Source organism: Mesorhizobium sp. BAC0120, from assembly GCF_033542235.1.
In the GTDB taxonomy this organism is placed as follows: domain Bacteria; phylum Pseudomonadota; class Alphaproteobacteria; order Rhizobiales; family Rhizobiaceae; genus JAWRCU01.
The window spans coordinates 374973-390479 of record NZ_JAWRCU010000003.1; the positions used below are offsets into that span (position 1 = coordinate 374973).

Annotated in this window: 18 protein-coding genes; 1 reads left to right on the top strand and 17 read right to left on the bottom strand. The window is 61.7% G+C overall.

Annotated features, from left to right (window positions below):
• Positions 1-164 precede the first annotated feature (164 nt).
• Positions 165-560, bottom strand: coding sequence for a DUF4345 family protein (locus SAZ10_RS08650; RefSeq protein WP_318608797.1), 396 nt, complete (start codon positions 558-560; stop codon positions 165-167).
• A gap of 70 nt (positions 561-630) precedes the next feature.
• Between SAZ10_RS08650 and SAZ10_RS08655 the strand changes: the two genes are divergently transcribed.
• Positions 631-1164: a class I SAM-dependent methyltransferase gene (locus tag SAZ10_RS08655; protein ID WP_318608798.1), complete on the top strand. Its 534-nt coding sequence runs from the start codon at positions 631-633 to the stop codon at positions 1162-1164.
• Positions 1165-1207: 43 nt separating this feature from the next.
• On the opposite strand, the gene SAZ10_RS08660 is transcribed toward SAZ10_RS08655, so the two are convergent.
• The 16 genes from SAZ10_RS08660 to SAZ10_RS08740 all read right to left on the bottom strand — a co-directional run bounded on the left by SAZ10_RS08660 (position 1208) and on the right by SAZ10_RS08740 (position 15270).
• Positions 1208-1570, bottom strand: coding sequence for a DoxX family protein (locus SAZ10_RS08660; RefSeq protein ID WP_318608799.1), 363 nt, complete (start codon positions 1568-1570; stop codon positions 1208-1210).
• An 8-nt stretch (positions 1571-1578) separates the two neighbouring features.
• On the bottom strand, positions 1579-1935 hold the full coding sequence (locus tag SAZ10_RS08665; RefSeq protein WP_318608800.1) for a VOC family protein: 357 nt from the start codon (positions 1933-1935) through the stop codon (positions 1579-1581).
• Between the two features lie 71 nt (positions 1936-2006).
• The gene (locus tag SAZ10_RS08670; RefSeq protein ID WP_412535193.1) at positions 2007-2981 is read right to left on the bottom strand and encodes a DUF6597 domain-containing transcriptional factor; all 975 of its coding nucleotides are present in this window, start codon (positions 2979-2981) and stop codon (positions 2007-2009) included.
• A gap of 156 nt (positions 2982-3137) precedes the next feature.
• Entirely contained in the window at positions 3138-3902 is a 765-nt protein-coding gene (locus SAZ10_RS08680; RefSeq protein ID WP_318608801.1) for an SDR family NAD(P)-dependent oxidoreductase, read from the bottom strand.
• Positions 3903-3944: 42 nt separating this feature from the next.
• Positions 3945-4529, bottom strand: coding sequence for an XRE family transcriptional regulator (locus SAZ10_RS08685; protein ID WP_318608802.1), 585 nt, complete (start codon positions 4527-4529; stop codon positions 3945-3947).
• Between the two features lie 111 nt (positions 4530-4640).
• Positions 4641-5408: an SDR family oxidoreductase gene (locus tag SAZ10_RS08690; RefSeq protein WP_318608803.1), complete on the bottom strand. Its 768-nt coding sequence runs from the start codon at positions 5406-5408 to the stop codon at positions 4641-4643.
• Positions 5409-5430: 22 nt separating this feature from the next.
• Entirely contained in the window at positions 5431-6132 is a 702-nt protein-coding gene (locus SAZ10_RS08695) for an ABC transporter ATP-binding protein (RefSeq protein ID WP_318608804.1), read from the bottom strand.
• Positions 6071-6895: an ABC transporter ATP-binding protein gene (locus tag SAZ10_RS08700; RefSeq protein WP_318608805.1), complete on the bottom strand. Its 825-nt coding sequence runs from the start codon at positions 6893-6895 to the stop codon at positions 6071-6073. Before SAZ10_RS08700 ends, SAZ10_RS08695 begins: the two co-directional genes overlap by 62 nt.
• Positions 6871-7866, bottom strand: coding sequence for an ABC transporter permease subunit (locus SAZ10_RS08705; RefSeq protein WP_318608806.1), 996 nt, complete (start codon positions 7864-7866; stop codon positions 6871-6873). The genes SAZ10_RS08700 and SAZ10_RS08705 overlap by 25 nt, the downstream gene beginning before the upstream one ends.
• Before the next feature lie 3 nt (positions 7867-7869).
• Positions 7870-8820, bottom strand: coding sequence for a branched-chain amino acid ABC transporter permease (locus SAZ10_RS08710; protein ID WP_318608807.1), 951 nt, complete (start codon positions 8818-8820; stop codon positions 7870-7872).
• A gap of 71 nt (positions 8821-8891) precedes the next feature.
• A complete protein-coding gene (locus SAZ10_RS08715; RefSeq protein ID WP_318608808.1) occupies positions 8892-10010 on the bottom strand; it encodes a branched-chain amino acid ABC transporter substrate-binding protein in 1119 nt (372 codons plus the stop codon).
• A 134-nt stretch (positions 10011-10144) separates the two neighbouring features.
• Entirely contained in the window at positions 10145-10906 is a 762-nt protein-coding gene (locus tag SAZ10_RS08720) for an SDR family NAD(P)-dependent oxidoreductase (protein WP_318608809.1), read from the bottom strand.
• Between the two features lie 54 nt (positions 10907-10960).
• Positions 10961-11656, bottom strand: coding sequence for an acetoacetate decarboxylase family protein (locus SAZ10_RS08725; RefSeq protein WP_318608810.1), 696 nt, complete (start codon positions 11654-11656; stop codon positions 10961-10963).
• A 117-nt stretch (positions 11657-11773) separates the two neighbouring features.
• Positions 11774-12877: a Zn-dependent alcohol dehydrogenase gene (locus tag SAZ10_RS08730; protein ID WP_318608811.1), complete on the bottom strand. Its 1104-nt coding sequence runs from the start codon at positions 12875-12877 to the stop codon at positions 11774-11776.
• A gap of 46 nt (positions 12878-12923) precedes the next feature.
• Complete coding sequence (locus SAZ10_RS08735; protein WP_318608812.1) at positions 12924-14450, bottom strand: AMP-binding protein; 1527 nt, start codon at positions 14448-14450, stop codon at positions 12924-12926.
• Between the two features lie 46 nt (positions 14451-14496).
• Positions 14497-15270 carry an enoyl-CoA hydratase/isomerase family protein gene (locus SAZ10_RS08740; protein ID WP_318608813.1) on the bottom strand — a complete coding sequence of 258 codons (774 nt, stop codon included), beginning with the start codon at positions 15268-15270 and terminating at the stop codon, positions 14497-14499.
• Positions 15271-15507 lie beyond the last annotated feature (237 nt).

The following is a 15507-nucleotide window of genomic DNA, read 5'->3' on the forward strand; positions in this document are numbered from 1 at the left end:
CTTATTGATTTTTCTAAGGCCGGAACAGCGCGCGGGGCGAGACCTCCAGCCAAAAGTCGATTGCCGTCTAGCACAGGCATTTGCCGACCGCAACACGGTCTCCCGCGTGGTTTTCGGCGAGTTTTGTCGCAGCCTTGCGGCGTCGCGCCGAAATGGCCGTCGATTCAGGAAATGAAGCCCAGCGCAAAGGCTAGCGGCAGGCCGGCAAGCGCGAGCTCGACCACGAACCAAATCCAGTTGTAGATCGTGTTGCCGCGGTCGGAGAGGATCGAGATCAGCCTGCCGAAAGCCGTGAAGAGCCAGGAGAAACCAAGCGCCAGATAGAGAAGCGGCTGAGCGAGCAGAATGGATGTGATACCGACGCCGAGATGGAAGCCAGCGATCGTAGCGCGCGTCGCCGCCACCGTCCCGGGGTGGTCAGGCGCTGCCTGCACGCGCAGTATCCTCAACCCGATATTGGGGAGGAAGAGCATGATGAGGCCGAACAGCACGGTGACTGCCGCCGAGGACCAGCCAAACCATTCGCCCTGCGTCGTCGGCCAGGGAAAAGAGAACTCCATGACTGCCCCTCCAGAATCGGCATCGGAGCATATTATCCTTAGCGCGGCCGGACGCTAGTCGGAGGGGTGATTGACGAAAGAGAGCGGGGCGATTCCCACACGAATTGTCTGGTCGGTCGAGCGGCTCGGGGTCGAGCCAGCCGACCGGTTGCTGGAAATCGGCTGTGGCCGGGGCGTGGCGGCATCGCTGATTTGCGCAAAGCTGAAAACCGGGCATCTGACCGCCGTCGATCGCTCTATGGCCGCCATCGAGACGGCTCGTGAGCGCAATGCCGAGCATGGGATGGCGGGCAAGGTGAGCTTCGTCGAAACAGCGCTCGCCGAACTGGACCGCAACGCCGGACCTTTCGACAAAGCATTCGCGATCAACGTCAACCTTTTCTGGATCGATCCTCGCCGCGAGCTGCCGGTTGTTTGTGACGTGCTCGGGCCCGGCGGACAACTGCTGCTGTTTTACGAGCCGCCTTCGATCGCACAGCGGAGCAAGGCCAGGGAACTCTGCTACGCGAATCTCGAGCGGCACGGGTTTTCTGTCGATGCGATCTTCGAGGACGATATCGGGGCATCCCCTTTGCTGGGGATCGTCGCCAGACCGATCGGTTGATGCCGCACCCGAGTCGAATGTCAGCGATCAAATCGCCAAACACTCAACACGTCGCGGCGAGCAAAAGTCCGCCAGCAACCGCCACATTGATGATGAAGCCGGAGCGCAGCATTTGCCGCTCAGCTCCGGAATAGCGCCAGAAATCGAGTGCAAGCAGGCTTGCCGCTGCCGTGAATCCGACAAGTGCAAAGGCGGCATAGGCTCTCGCGAGGTTGATCACGACGCAAAGCCCCGCCGCGATCTCCATGAAGGAGCCGGCGCCCAGCAGTAACGGCACCGGCGCCGGGAAGCCGCGCTCTTTCAGTTGGGCGCTGACCGTCCTGAAGTTCAGAGAATGCTCGGTGCCCGCCCAGACGAACACGCCGCCGAGCAGCACGTAGCCCAAATCATGCAGGAGATCGAACATGACGACGTTCAGCGGGCCGACCAGACAGCGAGTTCGTAACCGTCCGGGTCGGTGAAGTGGAAGCGGCTGCCGCCGGGAAAATCGTACGGCGGTTTGGCGATCATGCCTCCGGCCGCTTTCATTTGCTCGAGCGTTTCCTTGAGATCGTCCGCATAGAGGATGACCAAAGGTCCGCCCGACGGTGTGACCGCGCCGATCGTAGTAAAGCCTCCCTTCAACCGGCCATCGGCGAATTCGCAGTATTCGGGCCCGTAATCGGTGAAGGTCCAGCCGAAGGCGCTGCCGTAGAAATGCTTCGAGCGCGCGATGTCTCGGACATTGAACTCGACATAGTCGATCTGCCGGTCGTTGCTTGCCGTGCCCATTGCCAAACTCCGATAGTTGAGCTTGCCAAATTCGCCGAGACGCGACTGAAAATCTTGAATGAAACGGCCAATCAGGGCCTGAGCTGGCGCAGAAATGTCAGGGCGGTCATGCCGCACAGCGACTGGATCTCGCGGCTCAGATGCGGCTGATCGGCATAACCTGCGTCGAATGCGAGCGCGGACAATCGAGCACTGCGATCAGAGCGCGCCAGCGACAGGAATCTCTGAAAGCGAAGAATGCGGCTCAATGTCTTCGGCCCATATCCAAAATAATCGTGACTTCGCCGTCTCAGGGTCCGCTCGCTGACATCGAGCCGGTCGAGCAGCAAAGACATCGCGCGGTTGCCTTCGCGTGAGGCTCGACCGGCCACGCTGAAAATTGCCGCCGCATCCTGCGCGACGGGCTCGATGTCGGCGGTCACGCCGAGAAGGAGTTGCTGCAGCAGCTGAGCCTGCTCGCTGGTCGTGGTCTTCTCGCTCAACCGCCCTGTAAGCTCGTGCGCCCTGTTGCCCCAGAACTCCGTCAGCTCGACCTCGCGGCCGACGATTTCCGTCATGGGCAGACCGAGCCATCGCGTCGCCGCCCCCGGTTGGAACCGCATGCCGAGGATTGTCGACCCGGGCCTCAGATCCGGCAAGGCCGCTGTGAGGTCCGGCCCTGCGACCATGAGCCTGCCGTCGCGCCAGAGCAGGTCGACGCAACCGTCGGGAACGACGGCGATCGCACCGGTGTGGTCGGCGGGAACCGCATGCGTCCATACACAACGGAAATGCGGCTGCAGGCGAGCCGACGGTGCGAACTCAGAATAACGCCCGACTGTGCCGGCAAGGGCCTTGTCGAGCGACAGGTCCGCCGCGATGCCCTTCAGCCGGGCATTCTCCTGCTCCAAATGCCGCAGGCGCTTCATCTCCGGCGGCAGCACGCTGGAATACTTCTTGCGCCAGTTGTAGAGCGTCGCGTCGCTGATCCCGGCGTTCCGGCAGACCTCCCCAGCGGTGTGTCGTCCTTCAGCACGAACGCGATCTGCGCCTGAGTGAACTCCGATGCCTTCATGGAATGTCTCCTTGCTCCGATCACGGGATCATAAGCAGAAAGTTCCAACTCCGAATGGCCCAATTTACCGGTGGCGCGTCAGGGCTGAGCGGCTTGAGAGCAAAAACGTCCGTCAACCGGCATTTCAGTTTGGTTCGCGACCGAGCCCTCATTTCGTCAAATAGCCGCCGTCGGCCTCGTAGCACGCACCAGTGACGAAAGAGGCGGCGTCCGAAAGCAGGAAGAGGATGACGCTCGTAATTTCATCAGCCCGCCCGACACGGCCCATTGGATGAAGCGACGCCGCGGCCTTCTTTTTTTCGTTGCTGAGATGACCAAGTAACGGCGTTTCGACGAAACCTGGCGCGACGGCATTGATGCGTATCCCATGCGCCGCATGATCCAGCGCCGCTGCCTTTGTAAGGCCGATCACGCCGTGCTTGGCCGCCGTATAGGCGGGCTGCCCGGGGAAAGCGCGAAGACCCATGATGGAAGCGATGTTGACGATCGAGCCGCCACCGCATGCGAGCATTTTCGGGATCTGGTAACGGACCGCATGGAACACGCCGGTCAAGTTCACGGCGATGATCCTGTCCCATTGCTCGGCCGGATATTGCGCTGTCTCACAACGCGGCAGGTCGATCCCGGCGGAATTGACCGCAAAATCGAGCCGTCCGAAATGTCCCACCCCGCGGGCGATCGCTGTTTCGACGCTTGCGTTCGAAGCGACATCGACCTCAAGAGCAAGCGCATCATGTCGTGATAGCGTTGCAGCAAAGGCCGCCAGCCGTTCCCCGTCACGATCTGCCAGAATGAGTCTTACGCCTAAATCGGCAAGCATGCGGGCAGTCGATGCCCCGATGCCCGAGGCAGCCCCCGAGACAAACGCGACCTTGCCGGCGAAGGCGTCGGGATGGAGGAGAGGAAATGTCATGGCTTCACCGACCCTGCCGCGACGGCGTCCCGAAAGGCCTGCCTATTTGTAGACACCCACCCAGATGATGATGGTCGGTTCAGTTTTCGATGGATTGCGGGAACGATAGGTGGACGACCGGTTGAAGCGATAGCTGTCGCCCTCGAAGAGTTCGTACTTCTCGTCGTCCACCCAGAGTTCCAGCCGCCCTTTCAGGATGTAGCCGTATTCGGCGCCGGCGGTCGGCACGTTCTTAGGTTCGGTCTCCAGGCCGGGTTCGAAAGTCGACATCATGAATTCGACGTCGGGATCGAGCTGCGGCGTCAGAAGCTCGGTGCGCGCGCCTTGATGCAACATGAAGCGACGCTGATTGCCGCGCACGATGATCTCTTTCTCCCGCTCGGCCTCGGGCTGTTTCTTCTCCAGCTCCACGAACCAGCTCATCGGCACGCCGAAGATGGTGCACGCGGCATAAAGATCCTTCAGCGTCGGCTGCGACAGACCGCGCTCGAGCTGGCTGACATAGCCGGTTGACCGGTTCAGCCCATCGGCAAGCTGCTGAATGGTAATGCGGCGAGATCGGCGCAATTCACGGAGCGTTTTGCCTACGTGATCCGGCGCCCAGGCCTCGGCATCAGTATTAAACATTGAACATAACCTAACAAATTCACTTCCATGATGAATTCGATCACACGCTTCATCAAGTCAACGCCCACCGCGGATTGGCGGGTTTCCAGAGCGGTTGTCCCCACAAGGTTTTTACCCGAACGTGCCCGCGGTCGTCCCCCCATCCAGAACATACACCATGCCATTGGCATAGCTTGCCTGCGGCGACAGCAAATGGCCGATGGCATCGGCAACTTCGTCCGGACGGGCAAAACGGCCGAGGGGAACGCGGCGCTCGTAAAAAGCGCGATCGTAGATACCGCCATTCTCCTTCAGCAGATCAGCCGCCATCGGCGTGTCGACAAAGGAAGGACACACGACATTGCTGCGCAATCCTTGCGGGCCGTGATCGAGCGCCATGCAACGGATCAAACCGACAACACCATGCTTTGAGGCGCAATAGGCTGCGTAACCGCGCGATCCACGAACACCGGAATCGGAACTGACTGCCACGAATGCCGAGGCCGTATTTTCCAGCAGGCGCGGAACGGCATGCCGCGCCAGCAGGAAGGGTCCTGTCAGGTTGACGGCTAGGGTCGTTTGCCAGGTTTCATCCGTCAGCGTCGTCACATCACCCTTTCGGGCAACGCCGGCAGCGGCAACGACGCCGGACAGAAAGCCGTATCGCTCAATCGCGCGCGTGACCGCAGAGGCAACATCGGCATCCGACGAAGCATCTCCCACTACTTCGAGCGTGGCGGCCCCCTTGCCTCGGCACATATCCGCGACTTCCGCCAGCGCCGGTGCATTGAGGTCGAACAAGGTGAGCGCTACGCTTTTGTTCGCGAGCGCCAGCACGGTTGCCTGTCCGATCCCGGAAGCAGCGCCGGAGACCAGAATGGATCTCTCGAATGTCGCCATGGGTCCCTCCGTGCGCTCTTTCTCATGCGCCGAGATAGGCCGCCTTGAGGTCCGGATCGTTGAGCACGTTGTGCGCCCCGCCCTCGACCGAACAGCGCCCCGCATCGATCACATAGGCATAGTCGGCGATCTCCAGCGCCACTGTCGCATTCTGCTCGACGACAATGAGACTGATGCCCGATTTCGAGAGCGTGATGATGATCTCAAAGATTTGGTTGATGATCTTCGGTGCGAGACCCAGCGAGGGCTCGTCGAGCATAAGCAGCTCGGGTGTTGCCATCAGTGAGCGGCCGATCGCCAGCATCTGCTGCTGTCCTCCGCTCATGCGGCTCGCCAGGGAATGGCGCCGTTCCTTCAGGATCGGGAACATGTCGTAGACCTGCGTACGGATCTCATCGAAACTGCGGCCACGACCGGATATATAGCCGGCGAGCAGGTTCTCCTCGACAGTCAGCCGCTGCAGGATCTGCCGACCCTCCGGGCAGTGGGCGAGGCCAAGCCAGGCGACTTCTTCCGGCGGCAGGCCTCGGATCTGCCGGCCCTTGAACTCGATCTCACCGGAATAGATCTGCGTCAGGCCGGAAATGGACCGCAATGTCGACGTCTTGCCGGCACCGTTCGCGCCGATGATCGTGACGATCTCGCCGGCATGCACCTCAAGATCAATGCCGAACAATACCTGCGTGCGACCGTAACCCGCCTTGAGCCCGGCGACTTTGAGCAAGCTTCCGGATGTCGTCGAGTTCTTCCGTGGTTCCAAGGTAGGCCTCCAGGACTCTTTCGTTCGTGCGCACCATGTCCGGCGTGCCGGAGCAAAGCAGCTCGCCGTAGTTCAAGACGTCGATTCGGTCCGAGATGGACATCACTAGGTCCATGTCGTGCTCGACGAGGATGATCGCGCGGTCTTGGCGTTTCAGGCCGGCGATCATGGCCGCCATGTCCTTTGTTTCGGTGTGGTTGAGCCCGGCCGCGGGCTCGTCGAGCAGCACGATCGGCGCCTCGGTGACGAAGGCTCGTGCCAATTCCAGCATCTTCTGGCGACCGTATGGCAGATCACCGGCAAGCACGTCCGCGACGTCGGACAGATGAAACCGCGCGAGGCAGGCGTGGCAGATGTCGAGCCGCTCGGCCTTGCGCAGGCGTTTTGCACCGCCAAGGAGGGTCACCCAGGATTGCGGGAAGAAGCAGACTTCCAGGTTCTCCAGAACCGTCATGCCGTCGAAGAGGCGTAGGTTCTGGTAGGTGCGCGCCACCCCGAGCCGGGCGATGCGGTGTTTCGGCAGTTTGCTGAGCTCCGTCGAGCCGAGCCGGATCGTGCCGGACGTCACGGTATAAGAACCGGCGATCATGTTGACGATGGTGGATTTACCCGCCCCGTTCGGCCCGATGATCGAGTAGATCGAGCCGACGTCGAAGGAAAGCGACAGGTTCTTGATCGCGACCAGCGATCCGAATTGCTTGCTTACGTTTTCGACGGCGAGAGCCATAGGGTCCGGACCTTTCGAATGATGAAGCCGAGGTTGAAACGCGGCGAGACGAGGCCGCCCGGGCGAAGCACGATGACCGTCACCAGGACGACGCCGTAAATCAGCAGGCGGTACTGCGCGGCGAAATGCAGGACTTCCGGCAGAACCACGAGCACGATGGCGCCGGCGATCACGCCGACGATATTGCCGACACCGCCGATAATGATGATAAGCACGACCAGCAGAGATTCCTGGAAGGTGAAGCTTTCCGGACTGACGAAGCGCTGGAATGAGCCGAAGATCACGCCGCCGGCACCGCCGATGGCCGCACTGAGGGCGAAGGCGAGCAACTTCAGCGTCGTCGTGTTGATGCCAAGGCCACGCACCACGTCCTGGTCTTCGCGCAGCGCGCGCCATGCTTTGCCTACGATCGAGCGCTCCATGTAATAGACGCCGGCGCAGAGCATGATCGCGAGGGCCAGCAGCAGCCAGTAGAAGTGGACTGGACTGGTGAGCGGCAGGCCGAACAGGCTTGCCCGGTCGAGGCCGGCAATACCCTGCGGCCCGTTGGTCAGGTCGTCGGCATTGTTGATAGCGATGCGGATGATTTCACCGAAACTCAGCGTGACGATGGCGAGATAGTCGCCCCGAAGTTTCAGGACGGGAAAGCCGAGCAGCACGCCGGCCAGCGCACCGACTGCCGCGCCGATGAAGAGGATCACGATGAATGGCAGGTGGATGTCGAACTGCCCGCTGGCCAGAAAGGCATAGGCATAAGCGCCCACCGCGTAAAAGGCTATGAAGCCGAGGTCGAGCAGGCCTGCATAGCCGACCACGAGATTGAGGCCGACAGCAAGGATGATGTAGATGAGGATGCTGTCGGCGACGCGGACGTAATAGGGCGGAAACTTCGGCACAAGAGCCAGCAGAACCACGCAAAGCGCGAGCACGACCAGAAGGCCAAGCCGCCGTGTGATTACCGCGTTCCCCATCGGTCAGTAATCCTTCTTTGCGACGGTCGTTTCTTCCGAGACGGTCTCGCCGAGCAGGCCGGCGGGCTTGAACAGAAGAATGAGGATGAGAACGGCAAAAGCGAAAACGTCGCGGTACTCCGTGCCGATGAGGCCGCCGGAGATGAGCGGCAGGAAGGCCGTTCCAAGGGTTTCGATAGCGCCGAGCAGGAAGCCGCCGAGCATGGCACCCGGAATGGAGCCGATACCGCCGAGGATCGCCGCTGTGAAGGCCTTCAGGCCGATGACCGAGCCCATGGTCGGTTGCATGATGCCGTAGTAGGAAGCATACATGATGCCAGCCATGGCGCCGAGGCCGGGGCCGATGAAGAAGACGAGGCTGACGGCGCGATTGACACGGATGCCAAGCAGGCTCGACGTCGTCCAGCTTTCGGACGCCGCCCGGATCCAGATGCCGAGACGCGTGCCGTTGACGAAAAGCGCCATTCCCACCATGAGCAGGATCGCGGCGGCGAGGATGCCGAGTTGCACCGTCGTCACCATGCCGCCAAGCGCGGCGATCGGCTGGCTCGGCACAATGGCCGGGAAGTGCTCCGGCTGCGGGCCGATGGTCACGCGGACTGCGCTCTGCAGCACGATGGACATGCCAAGCGCACTGAGCATCGGCGCGAGACGGCCGTAGGCGCGCAACGGACGATAGGCAAAGCGCTCGATCGCCACGCCAAGCAATCCGACGATGACAAAGCTGGCAACGATCGCGATGACGGAATCGAGGGCGGGCGCCAGGCCACCGAGACCGATAAACCCGCTGAAGATGAAGGTGTAGACATACGGGCCGAGCATGAAGAACTCGCCGTGCGCGAAGTTGATCAGCCGCATGACGCCATAGACCATCGTGTAGCCAAGGGCGATCAATCCATAGATCGCACCGATCGCCAACGCGAAGATCAGCTGTTGGAGCAAGTAGTCGAGCAAGGGGATCGCCTCTGTGACGAAGGGCCGGCAAACCGAGTGTGCCGGCCCTATTTAAAGATGCGTCCGGCCGGTTATTCCTTGACCAGCTCGAACTTGCCGTCCTTGACGACATAAAGGTACATCGGCGCCGTCGTGTTCTCGCCGTTGTCATCGAAGGCGACCGGCCCCAGCAGCGTATCGACCGTTACGCCATGAAGCTGTGCAAGCACGCCTTCGCGATCCAAGGTTTCTGCCTTTTCGACGGCGGCGGCCATAACCTGAGCATTCGCGAAGCCGAGCGAAGCGTAGGGTCCGGGCGCCCGGCCGAAGCGGGCCTGGTGCCGTTCGGCGAAATCCTTCAACTCCGGCGAGGAGTCGTATGGCGGAAGCTGGAAGGTCATGAGCGCACCTTCTGCCGAAGCCGCCCCCACCTGGGTGATGAAATCGACGGTGAAACCGATGTCGGGGCCGATGAACTGGGCCTTCAGTCCCTGTTCGCGCATCTGCTTGAGGAACAGGGCAAGCTGCGGCATGCCTGCGCCCATGTAGACGACGTCCGGATTTTGGAGTTTGATCGACGCGATCAGAGCCGAGAAGTCGACGTCTTCAGGGTTCGCGCCGAATGTACCGGCAACTGTGCCGCCACCAGCCTCGAAATTGTCCTTGAACACACCAGCGATACCTTGGCCGAAGACGGTCTTGTCATGCACGAGAACCGCCTTTTTCAGGCCAAGCTTCTCGGTGACGTATTTGGCCGGCAGCGCACCCTGCACGAAGTCGTTCGCCACCGGGCGCACGACGGTCTTGAAGCCCATGCGCATCAATTCCGGATTGGTCGCGGGCACGACCTGCGGCATGCCGCATTCGGAATAGATGTCGAGCGCGGGCATAGTGACGCCGCTATTCATGTGGCCGATCACGCCGATGACGGCGTTATCGTCGCAGAACTGCTGGGCGACGAGCGTGCCCTGGCGCGGGTCGGCGCGGTCATCGAGCGCGCGGAAGACGACCTTGTTGCCCTTGATGCCGCCCTTTTCGTTGAGCTGGTCGAAATAGAGCTGGGCACCATCAATCTGCGACTGACCGAACTCCGCCTGCGCGCCAGACATGGGCGCGCTGCCACCGAGAACGATGTCGTCGGCCGCGGCCGGCATAGCGCCAGTTGCCAACAGGAGCGCCACGGCTGAAAGAAGTACACGCGTTCTGTTCATAAAAATTCCCCTTTCGTTGTCGAGAGTGGTTGCACGGAACTCCCATCCGAGCAACATTTTCGTGAAATTTTTCTCTAATTTTTTCATGCCTATGATCAGGCATGCGATTTATCTGAAGTTTCCGCTTGCCCTCCTCATCTCGCGAGATAGCCGCCGTCCACCGCCAGCACATGGCCGGTTGTCATCGCCGATGCCCTACCGGCGAGAAAGATCATGGCGGCGGCGACTTCCTCGGGCTCCGCAAGCCGCTTGAGGGGCGTCAAGTTACGGATTTTTTCCATCTGGCCCTCGTCGGCCATCAGATGGTCGATCAGGGGCGTCCTGACCCAGGTCGGGGCCACCGCATTTACGCGGATATCGTTGTCAGCCCATTCGACCGCCAGCGTGCGGGTGAGGTTCACTACACCCGCCTTCGTCGATTGATAGGAAATGTTCGGATGAAGCCCTCCGCCCGAGTAACTCATGATCGACGCGGTATTGATCACGGCACCCGGCACGCCGCGGCCGATCCAGGAACGAGCGGCCGTTCTCGAGCACAGAAACATACCCGTCAGGTTGACCGAGACCACGCGGTTCCAATCCTCCAGCGAAAGCTCGGTCGAAGGCCGGCAGATCGAAATACCCGCATTGTTGACGAGGACATCGAGGCCACCGGCCTCCCGTTCCGCTTGCGAAAAGACGGAGAGAACACTCGCTTCGTCACTGACGTCGAGGGCGAAGGCCGACGCCGCACCGCCGAGCTCCGCCACCTCGCAGCGCACGCCTTCCGCCGCCGCCGAATCCAGGTCGAGAACCACGACATGCGCCCCGAAGGCGGCGAACATCAGCGCCGCAGCGCGGCCGATTCCGCCGCCGCCACCGGTGATGAAGACCCGTTTTCCATCGAGTCTGAACATCGTTTCGGGTGCTTTTGCACACATCATGTGTACGGTCACCGGCCTATCCCGTCGTCAGCCGACTATCTTGCCGAAGGCGAGCACGAAGTTGGCGACGACCATCTCCGCGCCGACGATCTCGCGGATCTGGAAATCGGAGAACGGATCGCTGGCATTGCCGCCGACCTTGATGTTTGCCGTGCCGAAGGCTTGGCGGATCGTCGTCGACGCGCCGAGCGCGTTCTCGATGACTTGCGTTTCTGCAGCCGCGCTTTCCGGCGAGGGAATGATGCGCGTCTGGAACCGCGGGTGGAGCAACGGCTTCTCGAAGGACGGGCCATCGGCCTTGAAATCGATCTCGATCAGTGACGTGCCGCGGCGCGACAGCTTGGCCGAAACCGCGCTGTCGGTCGCCGTCCACTCGACCTCACCCATTTTCTTCGGATAGCCCCAGACCTCGCGACCGACCGCCATGGAGTCGTCATTCGTGACGATCTCATAGAGCACATGACCGCCGGGGCGCCCCTGATAGCTCATGGGAACGACGATACCGCCTTCGGCATAGGAGCCGAGCGAGCCGCCGGCGGGCACGTCCATGATGAAGAACTCGATCACGTCGCCCCGGACGTCGAACTGCAGGGGCAGCGCCGCACGGATCGCCGCCTCGTCGACGCGGCAGAACACACTGACCTTGCTGAAGGCTTCGTAGTTGAACGGCGGCGCCTCATAGAGCGGCGCGCGCTGCGGGAGGGTGTAGGCCTGCTGGGACATGTGAATGCGGTCTTTCCTTGACGTTCGCGTCTGGCTCGACGTTCACACCAGTGAAGAAGTTATGTCAAGATTTCACGCAGATGATTCTGCAGATTCGTTTGCGAAACGAACCTGATGTCAATGATCGAAGCACACGATGGTGCGGGCGAGAACGCCCTGTTCCAGCCACCGGAAAGCGTCGTTGATCTCATCGAGCGGCACGCGCTTGCCGACTTGCCGGTCGAGGTCGAGGCGACCGGCGCAATAGAGGGCGAGAATGCGCTCGAAATCTCGCTCCGGAACGCCGCCGCCATAGTTGCTGCCAATGACGCGCTTCTGGGTATTGGGCAGGGTCGAAGCTGGTAGGCAAACCATCTCCCCCTTGGCGGCGATTCCGACGGAAATCACCGAACCGCCTGGCCGAGCACTGTCATAGGCAAGCGCGATCGCATCAGGCCGTCCGGTGCAGTCGATGACGCTGTCTGCGCCCCGGCCACGGCTCAGCGCCTTGAGTTCGGCGGCAACATCCTGTGTAGCGGAATTCAGGAAATGGGTTGCACCGAAGGAACGAGCGACGCCCTCCTTTTCCGGATTGATGTCGATCGCGACGATGGCCTCAGCACCGGCAATCGACGCCGCATGGATGGCGTTGATACCTACCCCGCCGACGCCGATCACCCCGACAACTTCGCCGGGTTCGACGCGCGCATCGTTGACGACAGCGCCGAAACCGGTGGTCACCGCGCAGCCCACCAAGGCCGCAACCTCGAACGGAATGTCCTTCTCGATCTTCGAGCAGCTGGATTCCGGAACGACCGCCAGTTCCGCGAAGCTGGAAAGGCAGGTGAAGTGATTGATCGGCTTCGCCGCGCTGCCGAGCCGGCGCGCACCATTCCACAGCGTGCCTCCGCCGGCGGCCGCGCCATAGGTGTCGCACATGGTCGGCAGTCGCTTGTGACAGTAGAAGCACTCTCCGCAGTTAGGCGCCCAGGAGAGGATCACGTGATCGCCCTTGCGCACCTTGCTGACGGCCGAGCCAGTGCGCTCGACAATGCCTGCTGCCTCGTGGCCCAGGATGATCGGCAGCGGAGGACGCGACTTACCCTTCGCTGCGCTGAGATCGCTGTGGCAAACCCCCGTCGCGATGATGCGGACGAGAACCTCACGATCGCCCGGTTCGCCGATCGGCACCTCCTCGATCACGAGGTCTTCATCGTAGTTATAGAGAACGGCGGCCTTCATTGCGGTTTTCTTCCCATGGGATATGCGTTCGCTTGCTTCGCCTGGCTCATCGGCCGGTCTCCTGCAGCCTGTCCCAGCTGCCTTCGACTGACGTCGGAAGCCGATGCTTCATGATGCGTTGGCTCGGCGTGCGTTCGAAATCGTCGATGACGGCGAGGTAGCGCGGGTTCTGGAACGGCGCCAGCCTCTGGGCGAGCCAGTCGGAGAAGGACAGGTAATCGATATCCGCGCCCGCCTTCGGCTTGATGAAGAGTTTGATCTCCTGCTCGCCGACCTCCGCCTTGACGCCGATTAGCGCGCAATCCTCGACGAGTGGATGACCTCCGGCGACATGCTCTACCTCAAAGGCCGAGACATTCTCGCCCTTGACGCGCACGCTGTCCGTCAGTCGACCGAGGAAGTAGAGATTGTCGCTCGCGTCGAGCATGCCGAGGTCACCGGTGTGGAAGCCGTTGGGCCGCAGCGCCTTGGCTGTCGCCTCTTCATTGCGGAAATAGGCGGCGAAGACCGCGCCCTCCTGACGCGGATGGACGACGATCTCGCCGGAGGCGCCTGCCGCCACGGGCTTGCCTTGGTCGTCGAGGATTTCGACCGAAAGCCAGGGCACAGGCATGCCGACCGAGCCCAGCACACCGGTCGCGTTGAAGGTGGTGATGCTGGAGGATTCCGTCATCCCGTAACACTCGCGAAGCGGGATGCCGAAGCGCTCCTCAAAGGCACGCCAGATATCGCGCGGGCATCCGCCGCCCCAGGCGACGCGCACCTTGTGGTCCCGGTCGCGCGCGCTTTCGGGCTGCTTGAGAAGGATCTGCAACACGCCGCCGAGGTAGTGGATTTGGGTCGCGCCGCACTCCCGCACATCATCCCAGAAGCGGCTGGCGCTGAAGCGCTGCACCATCGATAGCCTGACATCGCGCAGGAGCGGGATGGGAATGAGCTGGGCTCCGCCGATGTGATAGAGCGGCTCCCAGACGAAGAAGACGTCGCCGTCTCGTGCATCGGAGCAGAGCATCGCCCCTTCCGACGCATAGCGCAGCATGCGGTGGGTGACACAGACGCCCTTCGGGCGGCCGGTCGTGCCCGAGGTGTAGTTCAGCGCAAACAGATCGTCCGCGCCGGGCAAGGACTCCGAGAAGACATGGCCGCCGGCGACGAGCCGATCGAGCGAATCCGGCGCTCCCGTTTCCGCGACGAGACGGAAGGCCGTCGTGTCCGCGCCGCACTCCAGAACGTTCGGGAAGAGATCGCGATTGGCGAACACGACACGCGGCTCGCTATGTTCAAGAATGTATTTGAGGCCGTCGCCGCGCAGCTGCACATTCACCGGCACCCAGACAGCCCCGCACTTGGCAATGGCGAAAAGTACCGCGAGGCTGTCCGGACTGTTTCGGAGCATCAGCGCCACGCGATCGCCTTTGGCGACCCCCAGGCGGCGGAGTTCCACCGCCACGCTGTCGGATTTGCGGTGCAGGTCCGCAAAGCTGATCGGCTCCCCATCAAAGGTAGCGTAAATTGCATCGGGCGAGGCGGCCGCCCGAGCCTGCAGGCAGGAGATGAAACCTTTGTCTTCCACGCTGTAGTCCTGAAAAATCATCGATATTGAGGAGCCGCCGGCAGACTCAGCCGGATTTCCTGGCCGACCGCGCCGCAAGGAACTGCTCCATCATGCGGTTGGGCTCGCCATCCGCATAAGCGATCCGCTGGTTACGCACGCCGGACGCGAGCGCGTCGCGGAAGCGGGCTTCGGTGACCTCGCGGAACCGTTGCTTGTTGAGCTTCATGGCAAGGCGCGGCTTGGCGGCAAGCTCCTCGCCCAGCGCGAGCGATGCCTCGAGCACTTCTTCACGCGGTACGATCCGATTGATGAGACCGATCGCCACGCATTCGGAGGCCGGCATCATGCGGCCGCTCAGCGTAAGATCGGTGGTGCGCGCGAGGCCGATCATCTCCATCATGATCCAGGGCCCGGTCGTGCTGGCAATGCCGGAGTTGATTTCCGGCTGGCCCATCTTCACGCCGTCATGGGCGATGCGAAAATCTCCGAGCAGCGTCACCTGGAAGGCCGATCCCGCCGCAAGACCGTTGAGCGCCATGATCAGCGGCTTGGAAAGGCTGCGGATGCGATCGTAGAGACGTTCCCATTCGCCGATCCAGAGTTCCGCCCGGTCCGGGTCGAAGGTCTTGGTTTCGTTGAGGTCCTGACCGGCGCCAAAGGCGCGGTCCCCCGCCCCCGTCATGATGATCGCGCCGACGGCAGGATCCTGCTCGGCCGCCTCCAGCGCATCCACGAGGTCGGAACGCATCTGGGCATGCCAGGCATTGAGCACTTCAGGGCGGTTGAGCGTGATCACGCGGCAGGCGCCGCGCTGCTCGGTGAGGATGAAATTCGTCATGTGATTTACTTTACCGTATCGTATTACAATTCAGCGTATCGTATTTCGATACGATGAATTGTCAACGAGCTTTTCCGCGACGTGGAAAACCGACCGCTCAGAGCAGTCGCGACAGCCCTGATGGGCGACAGGGGAGGAGTTGCCAGCGCATCGGCCGAAAAGTGCGAAGCGGTTTTCGGACGAATCCGATGCGCAAACAAAGAGATAGAGCGGCGTAGTGGTTCAATTTGAACGCAC

Bases quoted from the DNA above. Each gene is read 5' to 3' on its own strand.
- SAZ10_RS08650 (WP_318608797.1), bottom strand. From the start codon at position 560: ATGGAGTTCTCTTTTCCCTGGCCGACGACGCAGGGCGAATGGTTTGGC.
- SAZ10_RS08660 (WP_318608799.1), bottom strand. From the start codon at position 1,570: ATGTTCGATCTCCTGCATGATTTGGGCTACGTGCTGCTCGGCGGCGTG.
- SAZ10_RS08665 (WP_318608800.1), bottom strand. From the start codon at position 1,935: ATGGGCACGGCAAGCAACGACCGGCAGATCGACTATGTCGAGTTCAAT.
- SAZ10_RS08680 (WP_318608801.1), bottom strand. From the start codon at position 3,902: ATGACATTTCCTCTCCTCCATCCCGACGCCTTCGCCGGCAAGGTCGCG.
- SAZ10_RS08685 (WP_318608802.1), bottom strand. From the start codon at position 4,529: ATGTTTAATACTGATGCCGAGGCCTGGGCGCCGGATCACGTAGGCAAA.
- SAZ10_RS08690 (WP_318608803.1), bottom strand. From the start codon at position 5,408: ATGGCGACATTCGAGAGATCCATTCTGGTCTCCGGCGCTGCTTCCGGG.
- SAZ10_RS08700 (WP_318608805.1), bottom strand. From the start codon at position 6,895: ATGGCTCTCGCCGTCGAAAACGTAAGCAAGCAATTCGGATCGCTGGTC.
- SAZ10_RS08705 (WP_318608806.1), bottom strand. From the start codon at position 7,866: ATGGGGAACGCGGTAATCACACGGCGGCTTGGCCTTCTGGTCGTGCTC.
- SAZ10_RS08715 (WP_318608808.1), bottom strand. From the start codon at position 10,010: ATGAACAGAACGCGTGTACTTCTTTCAGCCGTGGCGCTCCTGTTGGCA.
- SAZ10_RS08720 (WP_318608809.1), bottom strand. From the start codon at position 10,906: ATGTTCAGACTCGATGGAAAACGGGTCTTCATCACCGGTGGCGGCGGC.
- SAZ10_RS08725 (WP_318608810.1), bottom strand. From the start codon at position 11,656: ATGTCCCAGCAGGCCTACACCCTCCCGCAGCGCGCGCCGCTCTATGAG.
- SAZ10_RS08730 (WP_318608811.1), bottom strand. From the start codon at position 12,877: ATGAAGGCCGCCGTTCTCTATAACTACGATGAAGACCTCGTGATCGAG.
- SAZ10_RS08740 (WP_318608813.1), bottom strand. From the start codon at position 15,270: ATGACGAATTTCATCCTCACCGAGCAGCGCGGCGCCTGCCGCGTGATC.